This window comes from Mycolicibacterium septicum DSM 44393 (assembly GCF_000455325.1).
Lineage (GTDB): Bacteria > Actinomycetota > Actinomycetes > Mycobacteriales > Mycobacteriaceae > Mycobacterium > Mycobacterium septicum.
In genome coordinates this window covers 1,735,359-1,749,612 of the sequence record NZ_HG322951.1, presented here as the reverse complement: position 1 = coordinate 1,749,612, position 14,254 = coordinate 1,735,359, and the positions used below count along the sequence as shown (strand labels likewise).

The 14,254-nt window shown below is 66.1% G+C and carries 14 protein-coding genes; 3 read left to right on the top strand and 11 right to left on the bottom strand.

The features are described from left to right. Positions 1–57: 57 nt before the first annotated feature. Positions 58–1,188, bottom strand: coding sequence for a nuclear transport factor 2 family protein (locus tag TX88_RS08180; protein ID WP_044515973.1), 1,131 nt, complete (start codon positions 1,186–1,188; stop codon positions 58–60). A 16-nt stretch (positions 1,189–1,204) separates the two neighbouring features. Beyond that, on the bottom strand, positions 1,205–2,509 hold the full coding sequence (locus tag TX88_RS08175) for a hypothetical protein (protein WP_044515972.1): 1,305 nt from the start codon (positions 2,507–2,509) through the stop codon (positions 1,205–1,207). Between the two features lie 279 nt (positions 2,510–2,788). On the opposite strand from TX88_RS08175, the gene TX88_RS08170 reads away from it, so the two are divergent. Beyond that, entirely contained in the window at positions 2,789–3,553 is a 765-nt protein-coding gene (locus TX88_RS08170) for a sensor domain-containing protein (RefSeq protein ID WP_162563107.1), read from the top strand. A gap of 12 nt (positions 3,554–3,565) precedes the next feature. Here TX88_RS08170 and TX88_RS08165 read toward each other — a convergent pair whose 3' ends face one another. The 3 genes from TX88_RS08165 to TX88_RS08155 all read right to left on the bottom strand — a co-directional run bounded on the left by TX88_RS08165 (position 3,566) and on the right by TX88_RS08155 (position 6,102). Then, positions 3,566–4,822, bottom strand: a complete 1,257-nt coding sequence (locus TX88_RS08165; protein WP_044515970.1) for a L,D-transpeptidase — start codon at positions 4,820–4,822, stop codon at positions 3,566–3,568. Positions 4,823–4,983: 161 nt separating this feature from the next. Further along, positions 4,984–5,550: an HNH endonuclease signature motif containing protein gene (locus tag TX88_RS32750; RefSeq protein WP_049924871.1), complete on the bottom strand. Its 567-nt coding sequence runs from the start codon at positions 5,548–5,550 to the stop codon at positions 4,984–4,986. Positions 5,551–5,559: 9 nt separating this feature from the next. Next, a complete protein-coding gene (locus tag TX88_RS08155; protein ID WP_044515969.1) occupies positions 5,560–6,102 on the bottom strand; it encodes an LOG family protein in 543 nt (180 codons plus the stop codon). 190 nt (positions 6,103–6,292) lie between these two features. Here TX88_RS08155 and TX88_RS08150 point away from each other — a divergent pair, with 190 nt between their 5' ends. Together TX88_RS08150 and TX88_RS08145 are read left to right on the top strand one after the other, a co-directional pair. Then, on the top strand, positions 6,293–7,927 hold the full coding sequence (locus TX88_RS08150) for a peptide chain release factor 3 (RefSeq protein ID WP_044515967.1): 1,635 nt from the start codon (positions 6,293–6,295) through the stop codon (positions 7,925–7,927). A 2-nt stretch (positions 7,928–7,929) separates the two neighbouring features. After that, positions 7,930–8,298, top strand: a complete 369-nt coding sequence (locus TX88_RS08145; protein ID WP_044515966.1) for a hypothetical protein — start codon at positions 7,930–7,932, stop codon at positions 8,296–8,298. Position 8,299: 1 nt separating this feature from the next. Here the strand turns inward: TX88_RS08145 and TX88_RS08140 are convergent, their stop codons facing one another. The 6 genes from TX88_RS08140 to TX88_RS35010 all read right to left on the bottom strand — a co-directional run bounded on the left by TX88_RS08140 (position 8,300) and on the right by TX88_RS35010 (position 14,210). Continuing rightward, complete coding sequence (locus TX88_RS08140) at positions 8,300–8,833, bottom strand: RICIN domain-containing protein (protein WP_044515964.1); 534 nt, start codon at positions 8,831–8,833, stop codon at positions 8,300–8,302. A 134-nt stretch (positions 8,834–8,967) separates the two neighbouring features. Continuing rightward, the gene (gene cax / locus TX88_RS08135; protein ID WP_044519202.1) at positions 8,968–10,044 is read right to left on the bottom strand and encodes a calcium/proton exchanger; all 1,077 of its coding nucleotides are present in this window, start codon (positions 10,042–10,044) and stop codon (positions 8,968–8,970) included. 37 nt (positions 10,045–10,081) lie between these two features. Then, entirely contained in the window at positions 10,082–12,385 is a 2,304-nt protein-coding gene (locus TX88_RS08130; RefSeq protein ID WP_044515962.1) for an esterase-like activity of phytase family protein, read from the bottom strand. Between the two features lie 104 nt (positions 12,386–12,489). Then, on the bottom strand, positions 12,490–12,888 hold the full coding sequence (locus TX88_RS08125; RefSeq protein ID WP_044515960.1) for a hypothetical protein: 399 nt from the start codon (positions 12,886–12,888) through the stop codon (positions 12,490–12,492). A 60-nt stretch (positions 12,889–12,948) separates the two neighbouring features. Next, on the bottom strand, positions 12,949–13,296 hold the full coding sequence (locus TX88_RS08120; RefSeq protein ID WP_044515959.1) for a hypothetical protein: 348 nt from the start codon (positions 13,294–13,296) through the stop codon (positions 12,949–12,951). Beyond that, entirely contained in the window at positions 13,293–14,210 is a 918-nt protein-coding gene (locus TX88_RS35010) for a hypothetical protein (protein WP_168441805.1), read from the bottom strand. The genes TX88_RS08120 and TX88_RS35010 overlap by 4 nt, the downstream gene beginning before the upstream one ends. Positions 14,211–14,254 lie beyond the last annotated feature (44 nt).

Here is a 14,254-nt window from a genome sequence, read left to right as displayed (position 1 = left end):
ATGGGATTGTCTCCCCCGAAGTTGGTCACGGCGTCTCCCGGTCGGTCGGCGTCATCTTCACCTGTTCAAGGCCACTTTCGGCGGTTGCACGCCGATGTTCACCTCGACCTGGTCCGAGATGCTGACCGAGTTGTCGATGACCCGCCCGGTCGTCTTCTCGTTGGCGGTGAAGGGAACGTTGAGGCCGCCCACCTGCACCACGGTGGTGTGATCGGGAAGCCGGAAGATGTCCGGGGGCAGGTCGACCGGGCCGCGCACCCGCATCGTGCTCATGTCGTAGGTGTTGGTCCAGGTGCCGGTGATGATATCGCCGCACCCGGTGTGGTCACCCGGGTTGAAACACTTGTTGATCCAGGCCAGTACGGCGTCCTGCGCGGCTTTGAGGCCATCGGGACCCATCGAGAACTTCGGCTCGACTCCCGTGTCCTTCAACGCGGAGACATCGTCGAGCGTTGTCGGTGGCAGTTCGTTGACCTTGACATACGGGGTGGCCGTGCCCATTTCGAGATAGCCAGGGAAAACGTAGAAGTGGCGGCTCTGCGGCAGCGGCTTGCCGAACACTGTCAACGCCTCGGCCGCCTCGGGGTCCCCGTACCCGTGGATCTCTTCGGTGGTGGCATCGACGAACGCCGCCGAGAGCTTCCACTGGTTGTCGACCACGACCATGTCGAGTTTGCCTTCGGTGCGCTGACCACCGAACTTCGCGGCAACCTTGACCGCGGCGGTTCGTTTGTCGGCGTCGGGTTTCCGGTCCGCCTCCCCGATCACCTCGACCTCGGTGATGGGCAGCTTGTCCAGCTGCTTCTTCAAGATGTCGTCGGTCAGAAGGTCGGTGGTCGCCGGTTGAGTGGCGCTGAGGTCAAGCGCCGCCTGCGCGTCGCCCCGCGACAGGGCTTCCATGTAGGCCTTGGCGACTTCCGTCGGCGAGCCGTTGGGATTGAAACTGACGCCCTCATCGCCGCTGCCCATCAGGAACGCCACGATGACGCCGATTACCGTGAGAACGGCCACGGTCGCCGCGGCGGTGATGATCAGTGGTTTACGGTTCTTGGCCGGTCGCGGCTTGAGGTCACCGGGCGGGGCCGAAGGACCACCCCAATGCGGTTGCGGCGGCGGCTGGTTGAACTGCGGTGGCGGCGGGGCACCCCGCGTCGCGTCGGGCCCGGGCCAGTTCGAGAAATTCGTCACGTTGGTTTCTCCGCGCTCAGGCTCTGTCGAAATCGACGACGGGCGGGTTCTGGGTCATGTCGGCGTTGCCGAAGACCGACGCCAAGAACGTCCCGGTTTCGGTCTCGCCCGACTGGGTGCGGACCGAGATACCGAATTCGGCGTTACCGATGATCATGGCCTTGCCCGTCTTCGGGTCCATGAAGTTGATCGTCACGGCTTCGAGGTCGGACGGGGCTGTCCATTTCGCGGAGTCGGCCACGAAATCGGACCGAGCCGCCTTGTTCGGGCATTTCGGTGGTTCGAGACTGGTGCTCTCGGCGCACTTGTCCAACGCCTTCTTCAACTCGTCGCGCACCATCTGCCGGCCGGTGTCGCTGACCTTGACCTCGGGATAGACCACCCTGCTCATGGTCGAGATCTCGTACAGAGTCGGGTCGGCATTGCCCACTGCCGGCGAATTGCCGACCTCCAGAGCCGGGTTCGAACTACCCAGTTCGACCAGCCCGGGGAACACGTACGCCTTGCCGCTCTTGGGGACAGGCTTATCCCAGACCGTGATGGACTTGGCCAGACCGGGATTCATGTCCTGGATCTTGAATTCGACTGACATCGCCGCCGATTTCAGCTTCCACCCCTCGCCGGGTGGGGGCTTCTCCAGCGTGATGCGCTCGTCGCTGTCGATACCGCCGACCTTGGCGATCACGTGCACCATGGCGCCGCCGTCGGTGGTCGGGATGTCACCGAGAATCTTGACGTCGGTGATGGGGAACTTCTCCATCTGCTGCTTGAGGATCTCGTCAGTGAGCATCGAGGTATCCGGCGGTTGATCGCGGCCCAGCGCCAACGCAGCCTTGGCATCGCCACGCTGCAACGCCTCCAGATAGGCCGATACCGCCTCACTGGCTTTACCCGTGCCGCCGTCGTTCTCGCCGCCACTGAACACCACGACGCCACCCACGATCAGCGCGACCGCCAAGACGCCGGCACCGGTGCCGAGCAGGATCCGCCGACCTCGCTTGGTGGACGGCAGTCGCAGGAGTGGTTTGCGCGCGGGCTTGGGGGTTGGCATCGGCGGCAGGTATCCCGGGGGACCGGAAGGTTGCCCGGTGAACGGCGGCTGGTTGCCGAACTGGCCGGGCTGCGATGGTCCCGCGCCCCACTGCGGCGGAGGCGGTGGTGGCGGCAGCGGCGTGCCGAACTGCTGCCCGCCGGTGGGTGCCTGCGGATACTGCGGGCCGGGGCCCCCGCCCCATCCGGGCTGTTGCGGGGGCTGGTTCTGCGGACCGGGACCTGGTTGACCACCGAACGGATTGGGACCGCCGAAGCCCCCGCCCGTCACAGGCTCATCCCCATAGCCAGCGTCGATCGCACCGCATCCCCCGAATCAATTCACTACCGACCAGACCTTCGCGTGGTGTCTGGTAGCCACCGGGCAGCAACCGTGAAAATCCTAACCGCCGTCAACGCGGTCCGCAGGCACCAATTTTCCGATTCACCCGGCCCGCATGGCGACAAATTGCCGCATCCCCGTCCCCCGCTGCTGGGGCAAGATCTATCGCGGAGCCTGGCCGGTGAAGCTGGGCTCCATCGCGGTCAACAGGTATTACGAGGGGGCGCAGTGCGGGCTGTGATTGGTTTGCTCGGGATCGGTCTGCTGTTGACCGGATGCTCGGAGAGCACCGATGGCGACGTCGTGGCGTCGTCTCGACAATCGACCACCGTGGCCGCGCAGACACCGTCCCCCGGTGCGGCCGACCCGGTCGAGGCGGCCCGTGCGGCACTGCTGCCGCCCGGCGAGCTGGGCGAGATCATCGGCGACACCGACGTGCAGCAGACCGCCACGTTCACCCAGCCCGGGCAGGCATCGGCGGGCATCGAGCCACGCGATTGCGCGGCCCGCCTGCTGTTCCAGGAGGCGGTGGGTGCCGACGGCTACCAAGGTGTCGTCGGCGACAACAACCGCGGCGCCCGGGGCCAGTCGGCCGCCCAGCTGATCCAGGTGTTTCCGGAAACGTCACCGGTGTGGCCCCAGCCCGGGCGGCAGGCACTGCGGGTGGCCGGCAATACCGTCCGGATGATCAACGACGAACAGTGCCGCGAGGGCGTCGTGTTCACCACCACCGCCAAGGACGTCACACAGCACTGGACGGCCGGGCCGGTCACCGCCGAGAACCCGGAGGCCCTCCCCGATCCGCGCCGCGACACCGCCCGCGGTGGCGGCGGAGTCCAGCGTCAGGAAGCCCCGGCCCGCAACTGCTATCACGCCGTCCTGGCCCACGGCGGCGCCGTCGTCGAGTCGATCGTGTGCGGTGACGGCGATTCAGCGGCGCAGGCCAATCAGGTCATCGACCGGATCGCCGCCAAGCTGCCGGCGCCGAAGTAGACCTTTCGAGCGTCAGCGCAGCGCGCTGCCCTTGACCCAATCGGTCCAGGTCACCGACCAGTCGCCGTTGTTGGTCGGCTTGAGCGGGTCGCCGCCGGTGTTGCGGATCTCGACGATGTCGCCGGGCACCGAGAAGTTGTAGAACCACTCGGCGTTGTCGCCGTTGAGGTTGAGGCAGCCGTGACTGGTGTTCGTGTTGCCCTGCGCCCACACCGTCGCGTTGAGCTGGTGCAGGTAGATGCCGTCGATGCTGATGCGGGTGGCCCACGGGATCGTCGTCTTGTAGCCCAGCCGAGAGTTCACCGGCAGGCCGTAGGTCGAGGAGTCCATGATCACCGGGTTGGCCTTGTCCATCACGGTGTAGATGCCGCGCGGGGTCCAGAAGCTCATCGTGGTGCCACCGATGGTCTCGGTGCCGCCCATGCCCATCGAGGTCGGCATGGTGCGGACCAGCTTGCCGTTCTCGTAGACCTTGACCTGCTTGTCGGTGTCGTCGGCGACGGTGACGTGCGAGGCGCCGATGGTGAAGGAGACCTTCTCGTCCTGCGCGCCGTAGAGGTCGTCGCCGAGCTTGGCGCCGTAGATGCCGGCGTCGACGGTGACCTTGGTGCCCGGGGCGTAGTACTTCTGCGGACGCCAGTGCGCGGTCTGGTCGTCGATCCAGTTCCAGGAGCCCAGGGCCTTGGGCTCGGTGGTGACCTTCATCCGGTTCTCGGCGGCGGCCTTGTCGGTGATCGGCTCGTCGAAGCGCGCGACGATCACCATGCCGACGCCGTAGGTGGCGCCGTCCTGCAGCGGGGAGTAGTTCGTGCCGTTGAGGTAGACGCGGGCCTGGTAGCCGGGGGTCACGGTGGAGAAGGTGGTGGTCTTGCGGGTCGGCATGCCGCCGGGGCCGCGGGCGTCGACCTTCAGCGTGTAGGTCCGCCCGTAGCCGAGCGTGGAGGTCGGCTTCCAGGTCCGGGCGTCGGGGGTGAGGACGCCGGGGATCTCCTTGCCCGCGTCGTTGACCATCGTCACGCGCGCCACGGTGCCGGTGTCGGCGGTGACCATGACCCGGGCCAGCGGGTCGACCTCGGCGTCGGGCTTGGGCACGATGCTGAGTTTGGCCGGCTCGGTGGGCGACGGCTGCGGGGCGCCCTGTGGCGCGGCGGCCAACGTCTGGCAGTGCTCGGCGCAGTCCGGCAGGGCCGAAACAACGACACCACCCGACACGGCCAGCACAGCAAGTGCGGCCGCCAGGTAGGCACGACGAACAGACGTCAACTTCACTCCAATGTGGTTCGGCGAGGGCCAATTTGATTAGGTCTGATAGGGAACCCGATCAGTGCCTCAATCCTAACCGGACGCCCTGAGCTTCGGCGCAACGGCCACCCGCTGTAGGCGAGTCGTGATCGTCTCGTTGCGATGACGCAGCGGTGCGGCACACACACCTAGCCCAGCGGCTCCGCCGTCGTCCAATGCTCCAAGAATTCCGCCCCCTTGGCCGTCAGCTCGACGACTTTCGAGTTCAACGCGCGTTCCTGCGCTTCGAGGTCGCGGCGGCCAAGTTCACGGAAGGTGATCAGCCCGTCGTCGACGAGGTTGACCAGCATCCAATCCATCTCCGAATAGATGCGAACCCTGCCGATTCCCGCGAAGCCGGCCAGAGCGGAGGCGGTGACGGACGGCTCGAGTCGCCTGGCCATTTCGAGTTTCCGCACGAAGGCCCGCAGCAGCTGGCGTTCGGTCTCGGTATATCGGTTATTCAGAATGGCGAGGTTGGCTTTGTATTGGCGCATCGAGATTCGATCGATATCGCCGTTGTCGTACCGCGTATGACAGGTCGGGCATAACGCGATCAGATTTTCCACGGCGTGCGCCTTCACCGTCGACCACGGTTCGATGTGCGCGATCTCGACCGGTGTCTGCCTACACGTCGGAATGGCGCACCGATGGCCTGCCTCGATCAGTACCGCGCGCTTGATTGCGGCGGGTACGGCGGGGCGCTCCGATGGCATGGCCCGATGCTAGGCAGCGCCGCCGACACTGCTCTGGAGGTACGTCATCGCCGCGTCGGGCTCTTCGGTGACGTACACCAGCTCGTCCAGCGGCAGGGGCAGGAAGCCGTCCTGCTCCATCCGCCGCAGCTGGATCACCAGGCCGTCGTAGAAGCCGGCGGTGTTCAGCAGCACCACGGGCTTGTCGTGGCGCCGGTGCTTGCGTAGCTCCAGGATCTCGGTGGCCTCATCAAGGGTGCCCAGGCCACCGGCCATCACCACCAGTGCGTCGGAACGCGCCAGCAGCGTCGCCTTGCGCTCGGCGAGGTCGGCGGTGATCACCATCTCGTCGGCGCCCGTCCTCGCCTGTTGTCGCAGAAACTCGACCGAGATCCCCACCAGCCTGCCGCCGCTGTTCTGCACCCCGTCGGCCACGACCTTCATCAGCCCCTTATCGGAGCCGCCCCAGACCAGCGTGTGGCCTCCCGTGCCGAGGAGTTCGGCGAAGGCACGCGCCGGCTCCGTGTAGCGGTCGTCGAGGTCGGCGGCGGAGAGGAAGACGCAGATGTTCATCACGAACGATCATGCCCTCCGGCGCGGGCGTATCGGGCGGTGACCACAGGTGTCACATCAGCACCGGGAAGGGGACCAATAGGCGATCTGGAAATGCAGTATCACCGGCGGTACCACGGGCCGCGGACCACCCGTCGGCCCCGCTCGATTACGGGTTTGCGCTCAAACCCCCATACCATCGCTAGTCGACATGACCGACAAAGCCCTCGATGACGCCCTGGTTCCCAAGGCCTCCAACACCGCCCAAGCTGCCAAGATCTCCGCTGAGGCGGCCCGTCGCCGCACCTTCGCCGTCATCAGCCACCCCGACGCCGGTAAGTCCACGCTGACCGAGGCGCTCGCGCTGCACGCACGGGTGATCACCGAGGCCGGCGCGATCCACGGCAAGGCGGGCCGGCGCTCCACGGTGTCGGACTGGATGGACATGGAGAAGGCCCGCGGTATCTCGATCACCTCGACCGCGCTGCAGTTCCCCTACCGCGACTGCGTCATCAACCTGCTCGACACCCCCGGGCACGCCGACTTCTCCGAGGACACCTACCGCGTGCTGACCGCGGTGGACTGCGCGGTCATGCTCATCGACGCCGCGAAAGGCCTTGAGCCGCAGACCCTCAAGCTGTTCCAGGTGTGTAAGCACCGCGGCATCCCGATCATCACGGTGATCAACAAGTGGGACCGCCCGGGCCGGCACGCGCTGGAGCTGATGGACGAGATCCACGAGCGGATCGGGCTGCGCACCACTCCCCTGACCTGGCCCGTCGGTATCGCCGGAGATTTCAAGGGTGTGATGGACCGCCGGGAGAACAAGTTCATCCGGTTCACCCGCACCGCGGGTGGCGCGACCGCGGCCCCCGAGGAGCACATCGCCGCGGCCGACGCCCACGCTGCCGCCGGTGACGACTGGGATACCGCCGTCGAGGAATCCGAGCTGCTGTCGATCGACGGGTCCGACTACGACCGCGAGACGTTCCTGTCCGGCGAGTCCTCCCCGGTGCTGTTCACCTCGGCCGCGTTGAACTTCGGCGTGAACCAGCTGCTCGACGTGCTGGTCGAGCTGGCCCCGGCGCCCAGCGGGTCGCTCGATGTCGACGGTGTGCGGCGGGCGGTCGATTCGCCGTTCAGCGCGTTCGTGTTCAAGGTGCAGGCCGGTATGGACTCGTCGCACCGCGATCGCATCGCCTATGCGCGGGTGGTCTCGGGGACGTTCGAGCGCGGTGACGTGCTCACCCACGCCGCGACCGGGAAGCCGTTCGTCACCAAGTACGCGCAGTCGGTGTTCGGTCAGCAGCGCTCGACGCTCGATGACGCCTGGCCCGGCGATGTGATCGGGTTGGCCAACGCCGCGGCGCTGCGCCCCGGCGACACGCTGTACCGCGACATCCCGGTGGTGTACCCGCCGATCCCGAGCTTCTCCCCCGAGCACTTCGCGGTGGCCCGCGGCACCGATCCCAGCAAGCACAAGCAGTTCCGTAAGGGGATCGAGCAGCTCGAGCAGGAAGGCGTCGTGCAGGTCCTGCGCTCCGACAAGCGTGGCGAGCAGGCGCCGGTGTTCGCCGCGGTCGGGCCGATGCAGTTCGAGGTGGCCGCCCACCGGATGGCCACCGAGCTCAGCGCGCCGATCGCACTGGAGAACCTGCCCTATCAGGTCGCGCGAGTCGTGCGCCCCGAAGATGCCGACTTTGTGAATCGTCAGGTGTCGGCGGAAGTTTTGACGCGCAGCGACGGCGTCATGCTCGTGCTGTTCTCGACGCCGTGGCGGCTGGAAGGCTTCCAGCGCGACAACCCCGACGTCAAGCTCGGGTCGTTGGTGGCAGCCGAAGGCTGACGATGACCGCCCCGGAACCCCCTGTCGCCGAGCGCAATTACGGCAAGCACTGGGTGTGGTTCGTCGGGTTGCTCAGCGTCATGGGTGTTTTGGGGTTCCTGGCGGCCGTCGTGTTGATGTTGCCGTTGGCCATGGCGACCGACCCCTGTCACGAAGGCGTGACCGACAAGGTGTGCCAGCTGTCGGCAAAGGGCCAGAACGTCCTCGTGTGGATTCCGTGGATGTGTCTGGTGGCCTGCACCGTCCTGGCCGTCGCGGGTGCCGCGGTGGCCGAACGGCGCAAGTGGACGCCGCTGATCGGGATTCCCGTCGGGATCCTCGGGTATGTCGCGATGATCCCGATCGGCTACTGGTTGGCGTTCGCCGTCTAGGTCACCCGCCCTGGTAAACGATGCGCCAGGTCCGCGACGGGTGGTCGTCGCAATCGAATTGCACGGCCTCGACGTTGTTGTCGTGGCTCACGCCGCCGGCGATCGTCACGCACTTCTGCGTTTGGACGTTCCTGATCTGCGTGGTCCCGTCACCCTGGTCGTCCAAAACCCAACTGCGCGACGGGTGATCATCACAGGTGAACTGCAGTGCGGGAACATTGTTCTCTCGGCTCACCCCGCCGGCGATGGTCAGGCACTTGTTGGTTTGCACGTTTCTGATCTGCACGGTGCCGTTGCCCATGTCGTCCAGGAACCACTGGCGCGACGGGTGCGAGTCGCACGTGAACTGCAGTGCGTGAACGTTGTTGTCGGTGCTCTCCCCACCGGCGATGGTCAGACACAGACCGGTTTGGGTGTTGACGAGCTTGGCTTTCGGCGACGCAGCCAGTGCCGGCGGCGCAAACATCACCCCGATCGCACACACGCCCGTCAGAACCGCGCCGGCGAATGCCCGCCGGCCAGATGAAGTTTCCATGGCAGTACCCCCAGTTGACTCGTTGTCGGACGCGTTCGGCTGCCACGCCTACGGCGTGAATCCTTCCGCGCCCTTACAGATTGACGAGCACAACCGTGCGGGCACACGAGTAACCGACTACCTCATTCGTCGGCTCATCCCCACCAGAACGAGGCGGCGATGATGCAGTACAGCGCGATCAGCGCTGCGCCTTCCAACCAGGTGGATTCCCCGTCGAAGGCGATGATCGCCGCCAGGACCACGGCGACCAGGAGCGCGACGATCAGCATCGGCCCGAACACCAGGGTCAGCGACGCCAGCCCGAAGATCTGACTCACCAGCACCAGGACCGGGGCCAGCACCAGGGCGATCTGGATCGGGCTGTTCAGGATGATCGAGAAGGCGTACTCCGACTGGTTTTTGGCCGCCAATTGCACGCCGACGACGTTCTCGACGGCGTTGCCCGCGATGGCCACGATCACCAGACCGGCGAACGCCTGCGAGATGTGCAGCGAGTCCATCGCCGGTTCCAACGCCGCGACAAACCAATCGGAGACGAACGCCGCCGACCCACCTGCGATGGCCAGCATGCCGATCGCCAACCCCACCGGCCACCGCGGCGGTTCCTTATGCGCCTGCGGCACAGGGTCACTGGTCTTGTTCTTGTCCCGGCTCAACGAGTACGGCAGCGACAGTCCGAACAGCACCAGCAGGACGACCGAGACGATCATCGAGAACGACACTTCGTGTTCGGAGGCGGGGGCGTGCACTTCGTGGGCAATCGAGGGGATCGCCATCGCGGTGACCGACAGGACCATCAGCACCAGGATGGTCCGGACCTGCGCGGAGCCGAGCTTCTGCGGACCGTGCTTCAGTCCGCCGACGAGGAACGCCAATCCCAGCACCAGCAGCAGGTTGGCGAGGATCGAACCGATCAGCGCGGCCCGCACCACGTCGACCAAGCCAGCTTTGAGCGCGAAGATGCAGATGAACAGTTCCGGCAGATTGCCGAGCGCGGACTGCAGCACCCCGGTTGCGCCGGGGCCGAACCGGTCCCCGAGTTGGTCGACGGCCAAACCGACCAGGGAGGCCAGGACGCACACGGCCAGCGCGCTGACGACGAACGCGACCAGGTGCGGCCAGCCGCCGTAATGAGACAGCCCCGCCACGATGCAGATGGCCAGGCCACCGAAGATCAACAGCCTGTCGGATCGGATGAACGCCGTCCTCATGCGCGTCATCATGACACGGAGGCCGGGCTCAAGTGCCCTATCTCTTCAACGCCTCGGCCGCGGGTCCGAGATCGAGGAACACGGTTTCACCGTTTGCGTCGTCGAGCCCGTCATTGTCGGTGACGACGTACAGGTTCTGGTTTCCGGCGATCGCGACGCCTTCGACCTTCTCCTGCACATAACCGTTGGTGGCTTGCAGATCCGGGACGAGGTTGCGGGCCAAGGTCTTCGGCAGGACTTGCAGCTTGCCTGCCGCCGCGCTCTCGGGGATCGCGACCCGGTACAGCGCCTTCAGGCGTGCGTCGGGCCCGTTGAGCTTGTCGCGTTCGAGGACCAGCAATTCGCCGTTGTGGATGGAGATTTCGGAGATGCCGATCCAGTCGTCCTCGGTGCTGGTGGAGTCCAGCTGGTAGCCGAACCATTCCCACTTGTCGCCGTCCGGCGTGTAGCGCCCGATGCGGACTACACCCTTTGGATCGGACTTGAGTTCGCGCTGCAGTGCCACCCAGACCGAGTGTCCTTCGACGGCGACGCCTTCGAGCCCGTTGCTGCCGAGTTGCGCCGCAATGTCTTTGGGCAGCGGCACGCGCTTCTCGATCTGGCCGTCGGCGGCGACGTAGACCAGCTGGTTACCGGGACCGTCTTCGCCTTCCACTGCCAGGACAAAGCCGCCGTCGGGGCGGGCCGAAAGGCCTTCGGTGTCGAGGGTGACGGGCTTGCCGTCTTCGGTGATCGGCAGTTCGGTGTCGATCAGGGCCGGCTTCTGGGCCACGTCCACGCCGAGGATGCGGGCCGGGCCGTAGGCGATGTCGGTGGCGGTGTAGAGCCGGTTGGGGTCCTTCGGGGCTGCCGAGAGTGCGCCGAGCGCGCCCCAGCCGATCGGCTTACCGTCTCGATCGGCGGAGACGATCGACGGGAAGCTCGGTTTGCCTGCGGTAGCGAAGGATTCGCCGTAGCCGTAGAGGTTGACCGAGGCCCTCACCTTGGCTTCGGCGTCGTCGGCTTCGGAGGAGATGGCCAGCAGGTCGCGCGACGGGATCGGCAGGACCCCTTCGGGGCCGGGCGTGGTCGGCAGGATCTGCCGGAACTCCGGCCCTTTGGGGTTACTGACGTCGTAGACGGCGACGAAGTTGCTGCGTTCGGAGGCGATCAGCGCGGTCGGGTGACCGTCAATGTTGGTGATGGCCAGGCCTTCCGGCTCGGGCCCCTTGGATTCGGCCCGGCCTTCGATGTGCAGACCGGTGCGCACCGCGAGCTGTTCGAGGGAGTTTCCGGCATCCCAGGTGACCTCGCCGGTTCTCGCGTCGAAGATCGTCCAGCCGCGGGTGCCGCCCTTCCAGTCGCCTTCGTTGGCGGTGGCGAAGTGGTCGTCGCCGATCCAGCCGATGGCATCGGGTTCGCGCGGGGTGTCCTTGATCGAGCCGGTCTGGTCGATCGCGTCGTCTTCTTTGGTGTCGATGCCCTCGACGGATTGGCTTCCGGCGCTGAAGATCTTCTGCACCGTGCCGGTGCGGCCGTCGATGACCGCGATGCCGTTGTTCTCCTGCAGGGTCACCGCGACCTGGCCGCGGGAGTTGATGCTGACGTACTCGGGTTCGAGGTCCTCTGGGGTGTCGAGCCCGGCTTTTCGTGCCGCCTCCGCATCGAAGTCGACCTTGCGCGGCGTCCACGTGTTCGGGGCGCCCGCGAGGTCGATCAGTTGCACGAACCCGGTCGGCGGCTGGGGAAGGTCGCCTTCCTCCTTGCCGGGCGGGGTGAACTCCTCGTCGCGCTGGTTTTCCATCGCGATCGCGGCGAAGGTGCCGTCGGGGCTGATGGCGATCGAGTCGGGCTGACCGCCCAGATCGACGCTGTGCACGCGGGTGCGGTCGCTGGTCTTGACGATGTCGACGCGGCCGGACGGATGCGCGAAGTCACCGCCGGTGGTGTCGACGACGACGAGGACGTGGTCGTTCACTGCCGCCACCGACGTGGGCTGATCGTCTTTGTGACCCAGCTCTGCGAGGGAAAGCGTGCCTTTGCCAACGGGTTTGGCGGGGTCGGTGATGTCGACGAAGCCGATGCGCTTGGCGGCGGCGTCGGTGTAGATGAGCGTGTTGCCGTCAGGGGTGACGGTGGAGATCTCGGCGACGGTCTCTTTGTCGACCGGGTCCTCCGCCGGCTTGTTGAGGTACACCGGGTAGGTGGCGGTGCGGTGGTAGCTCTCTTGGGCTGGGAGGCTCCAATCGATCGGCGAGGTCGCCTTCGGGGTCTCCCCTGACTTCTTGCCCTCGGTGGAGCACCCCGCCAGGATCAGCGCTGCCGTCGTGGTCATTGCCGCGGCCGCTCTCGCCCGTGTCATTCGCCACCCTCTTCAGTTCTGCCGATGCGTCGGACGAGCTTGGCGCGTACAGGTGACTGACAGGGAGTTCGCAGGTGAACGGACGGCGACGGATTCTCCGTCGGTTACAACGGCGTCGAGAGCGGGCCGAGCACCTGGCATTGCGGGGCGATCTCCGCGATGCCCATCCACCCGCCGCATCCCCGGCCGGTGGACACGTAGGTCGCGCCGGGCCGGAAGGGCGTCAGCACCTGCGCCGGTTGGGCTCCCCGGCCCTGATTGCACTGGATGGGTGAGGCGTTGTCCTGCCGCTGCACGCAGGCCACGCTGAACCGGGGGTTTGCCGGCGCTCCACAGGCGTCCGGCGAGACGGTCACGCTGACCATGTCGGCGCCATCGACGTGAACGACGGACGGCGGTGACAACGTGAAGGCGCAGGGTGGTGCTGGTTCGGCGTGGGCGGATGCCGCGACAGCGCCCGCGATCACGATTCCTGACAACAGCACCAAAATGGCCCGAGCCATGTGGGGAGTTTAGTTCAGCTTCGGTGCTGTCGAGGTCTAAATGCGCATGTCAGACAGGCCTCATCCGCTGACCGGGATCAGCGAGGCGACCACCCCGCACAAGTACTCAACCTCTGCGGTGGACGGCTGCATCTCGAAGGCATGGACGTGGCAGGCCACGCTGAGCCGGTTCCACGCGAGTGCCGTGCGATCGGCGGCCTCGGCGCTGTCCAGGGACTTGAGCACAACGAGCTTGCTGCGCGCATTCGCCCAGGGAGCATGCACGTTGAGTGACGCGCACCGCTGATCGATGATCTCCTCCAAAGCCTGACGGGCCAGAAACGCTGCCACCCGTGACGACGACCCCTCTGCTGAACCGGGAGCCCCCAGGACGCGCTGCGCCTGGCCGAGCAGGTTCATCGGGCTCATCGCAACGCCAGCACTTCGAGCACGGTCTTCTCCAAGTCCCGGGCGTCGTGGATGGAGACCGGCTTCGCATCGCCATGCGCGCCGGCATTGCAGATACGCAATGCCCGTTGGCGTTCATCCTTGAGCCATGGCGTCAGATCAGCCCGTGAATGTCCGTGGATCGCTAGGGCCAGTCGACTGGAAGTTTTCTTGGCCGACAACCATTTATCCTCGGACTCTGTGAGTGTGCGGCCGGCCAGCGCCTGCTTGGCGTAGAAGGTCTGCTTGGCAGCGGATTCCAGCGCCATCCGGAAAAGCGCCGGCGCGGCCCGGCCTTTGATGTCCTCGGGCATGTTCGTATCTTTGATCAACGCGAAGATATCGCCCAGCTGCCGCAATGCCGGATTGACGTTGTCGCGCACGGTGACCCGCGATCCCTTCTCGCGGACCACTTCGATGAGCCTGGCGTCAACCCCGGTTTCCCGGATGACCGAGGCCAGCCGGTCGTCGTGGGAGAAGACGATCACCTGATGGGTCTTCGCGATCTGGCACAGCACCTGGACGAAGCCATCAATCTTCGATGGGTCCATCGCCTGGATCGGATCGTCGAGGACGACGAACCGGAAGGGACTCTTGGCCGAGGTCGCCCGCGGCAGGAACAGAGCCAGGGCAAGGGCATGCAGTTCGCCCTGACTCATCACCGACAAGGCCTTGGTGGGCTTGCCGTCAACCGCCCCTTCCAGGACCACTTTTCGCCGGGTGGCGGTGCCTTCCAGCGAGATCTCGACGAGGTCGACGTTGCTCTCCTGACGGAGTTGGTGCCAGATGTCGCGGGCTTGCTCGGCAATGGGTTTGAGCCGCCGATTGCGGAAGGCGGCGGCATGCTCGTTGACCCACTTCTTGGCCCCGGCAACGGCGTTGAGCTCGTCGTCCACCGCTCGGGCCTGCTCCTCTAGGCCGACCCAGCCGCCCAGTTGGG

Coding starts and splice junctions, on each gene's coding strand:
- TX88_RS32750 (WP_049924871.1), bottom strand. CDS start 5,550: ATGCCATCGGAGCGCCCCGCCGTACCCGCCGCAATCAAGCGCGCGGTA.
- TX88_RS08155 (WP_044515969.1), bottom strand. CDS start 6,102: ATGAACATCTGCGTCTTCCTCTCCGCCGCCGACCTCGACGACCGCTAC.
- TX88_RS08150 (WP_044515967.1), top strand. CDS start 6,293: ATGACCGACAAAGCCCTCGATGACGCCCTGGTTCCCAAGGCCTCCAAC.
- TX88_RS08145 (WP_044515966.1), top strand. CDS start 7,930: ATGACCGCCCCGGAACCCCCTGTCGCCGAGCGCAATTACGGCAAGCAC.
- TX88_RS08140 (WP_044515964.1), bottom strand. CDS start 8,833: ATGGAAACTTCATCTGGCCGGCGGGCATTCGCCGGCGCGGTTCTGACG.
- cax (WP_044519202.1), bottom strand. CDS start 10,044: ATGAGGACGGCGTTCATCCGATCCGACAGGCTGTTGATCTTCGGTGGC.
- TX88_RS08130 (WP_044515962.1), bottom strand. CDS start 12,385: ATGACACGGGCGAGAGCGGCCGCGGCAATGACCACGACGGCAGCGCTG.
- TX88_RS08125 (WP_044515960.1), bottom strand. CDS start 12,888: ATGGCTCGGGCCATTTTGGTGCTGTTGTCAGGAATCGTGATCGCGGGC.
- TX88_RS08120 (WP_044515959.1), bottom strand. CDS start 13,296: ATGAGCCCGATGAACCTGCTCGGCCAGGCGCAGCGCGTCCTGGGGGCT.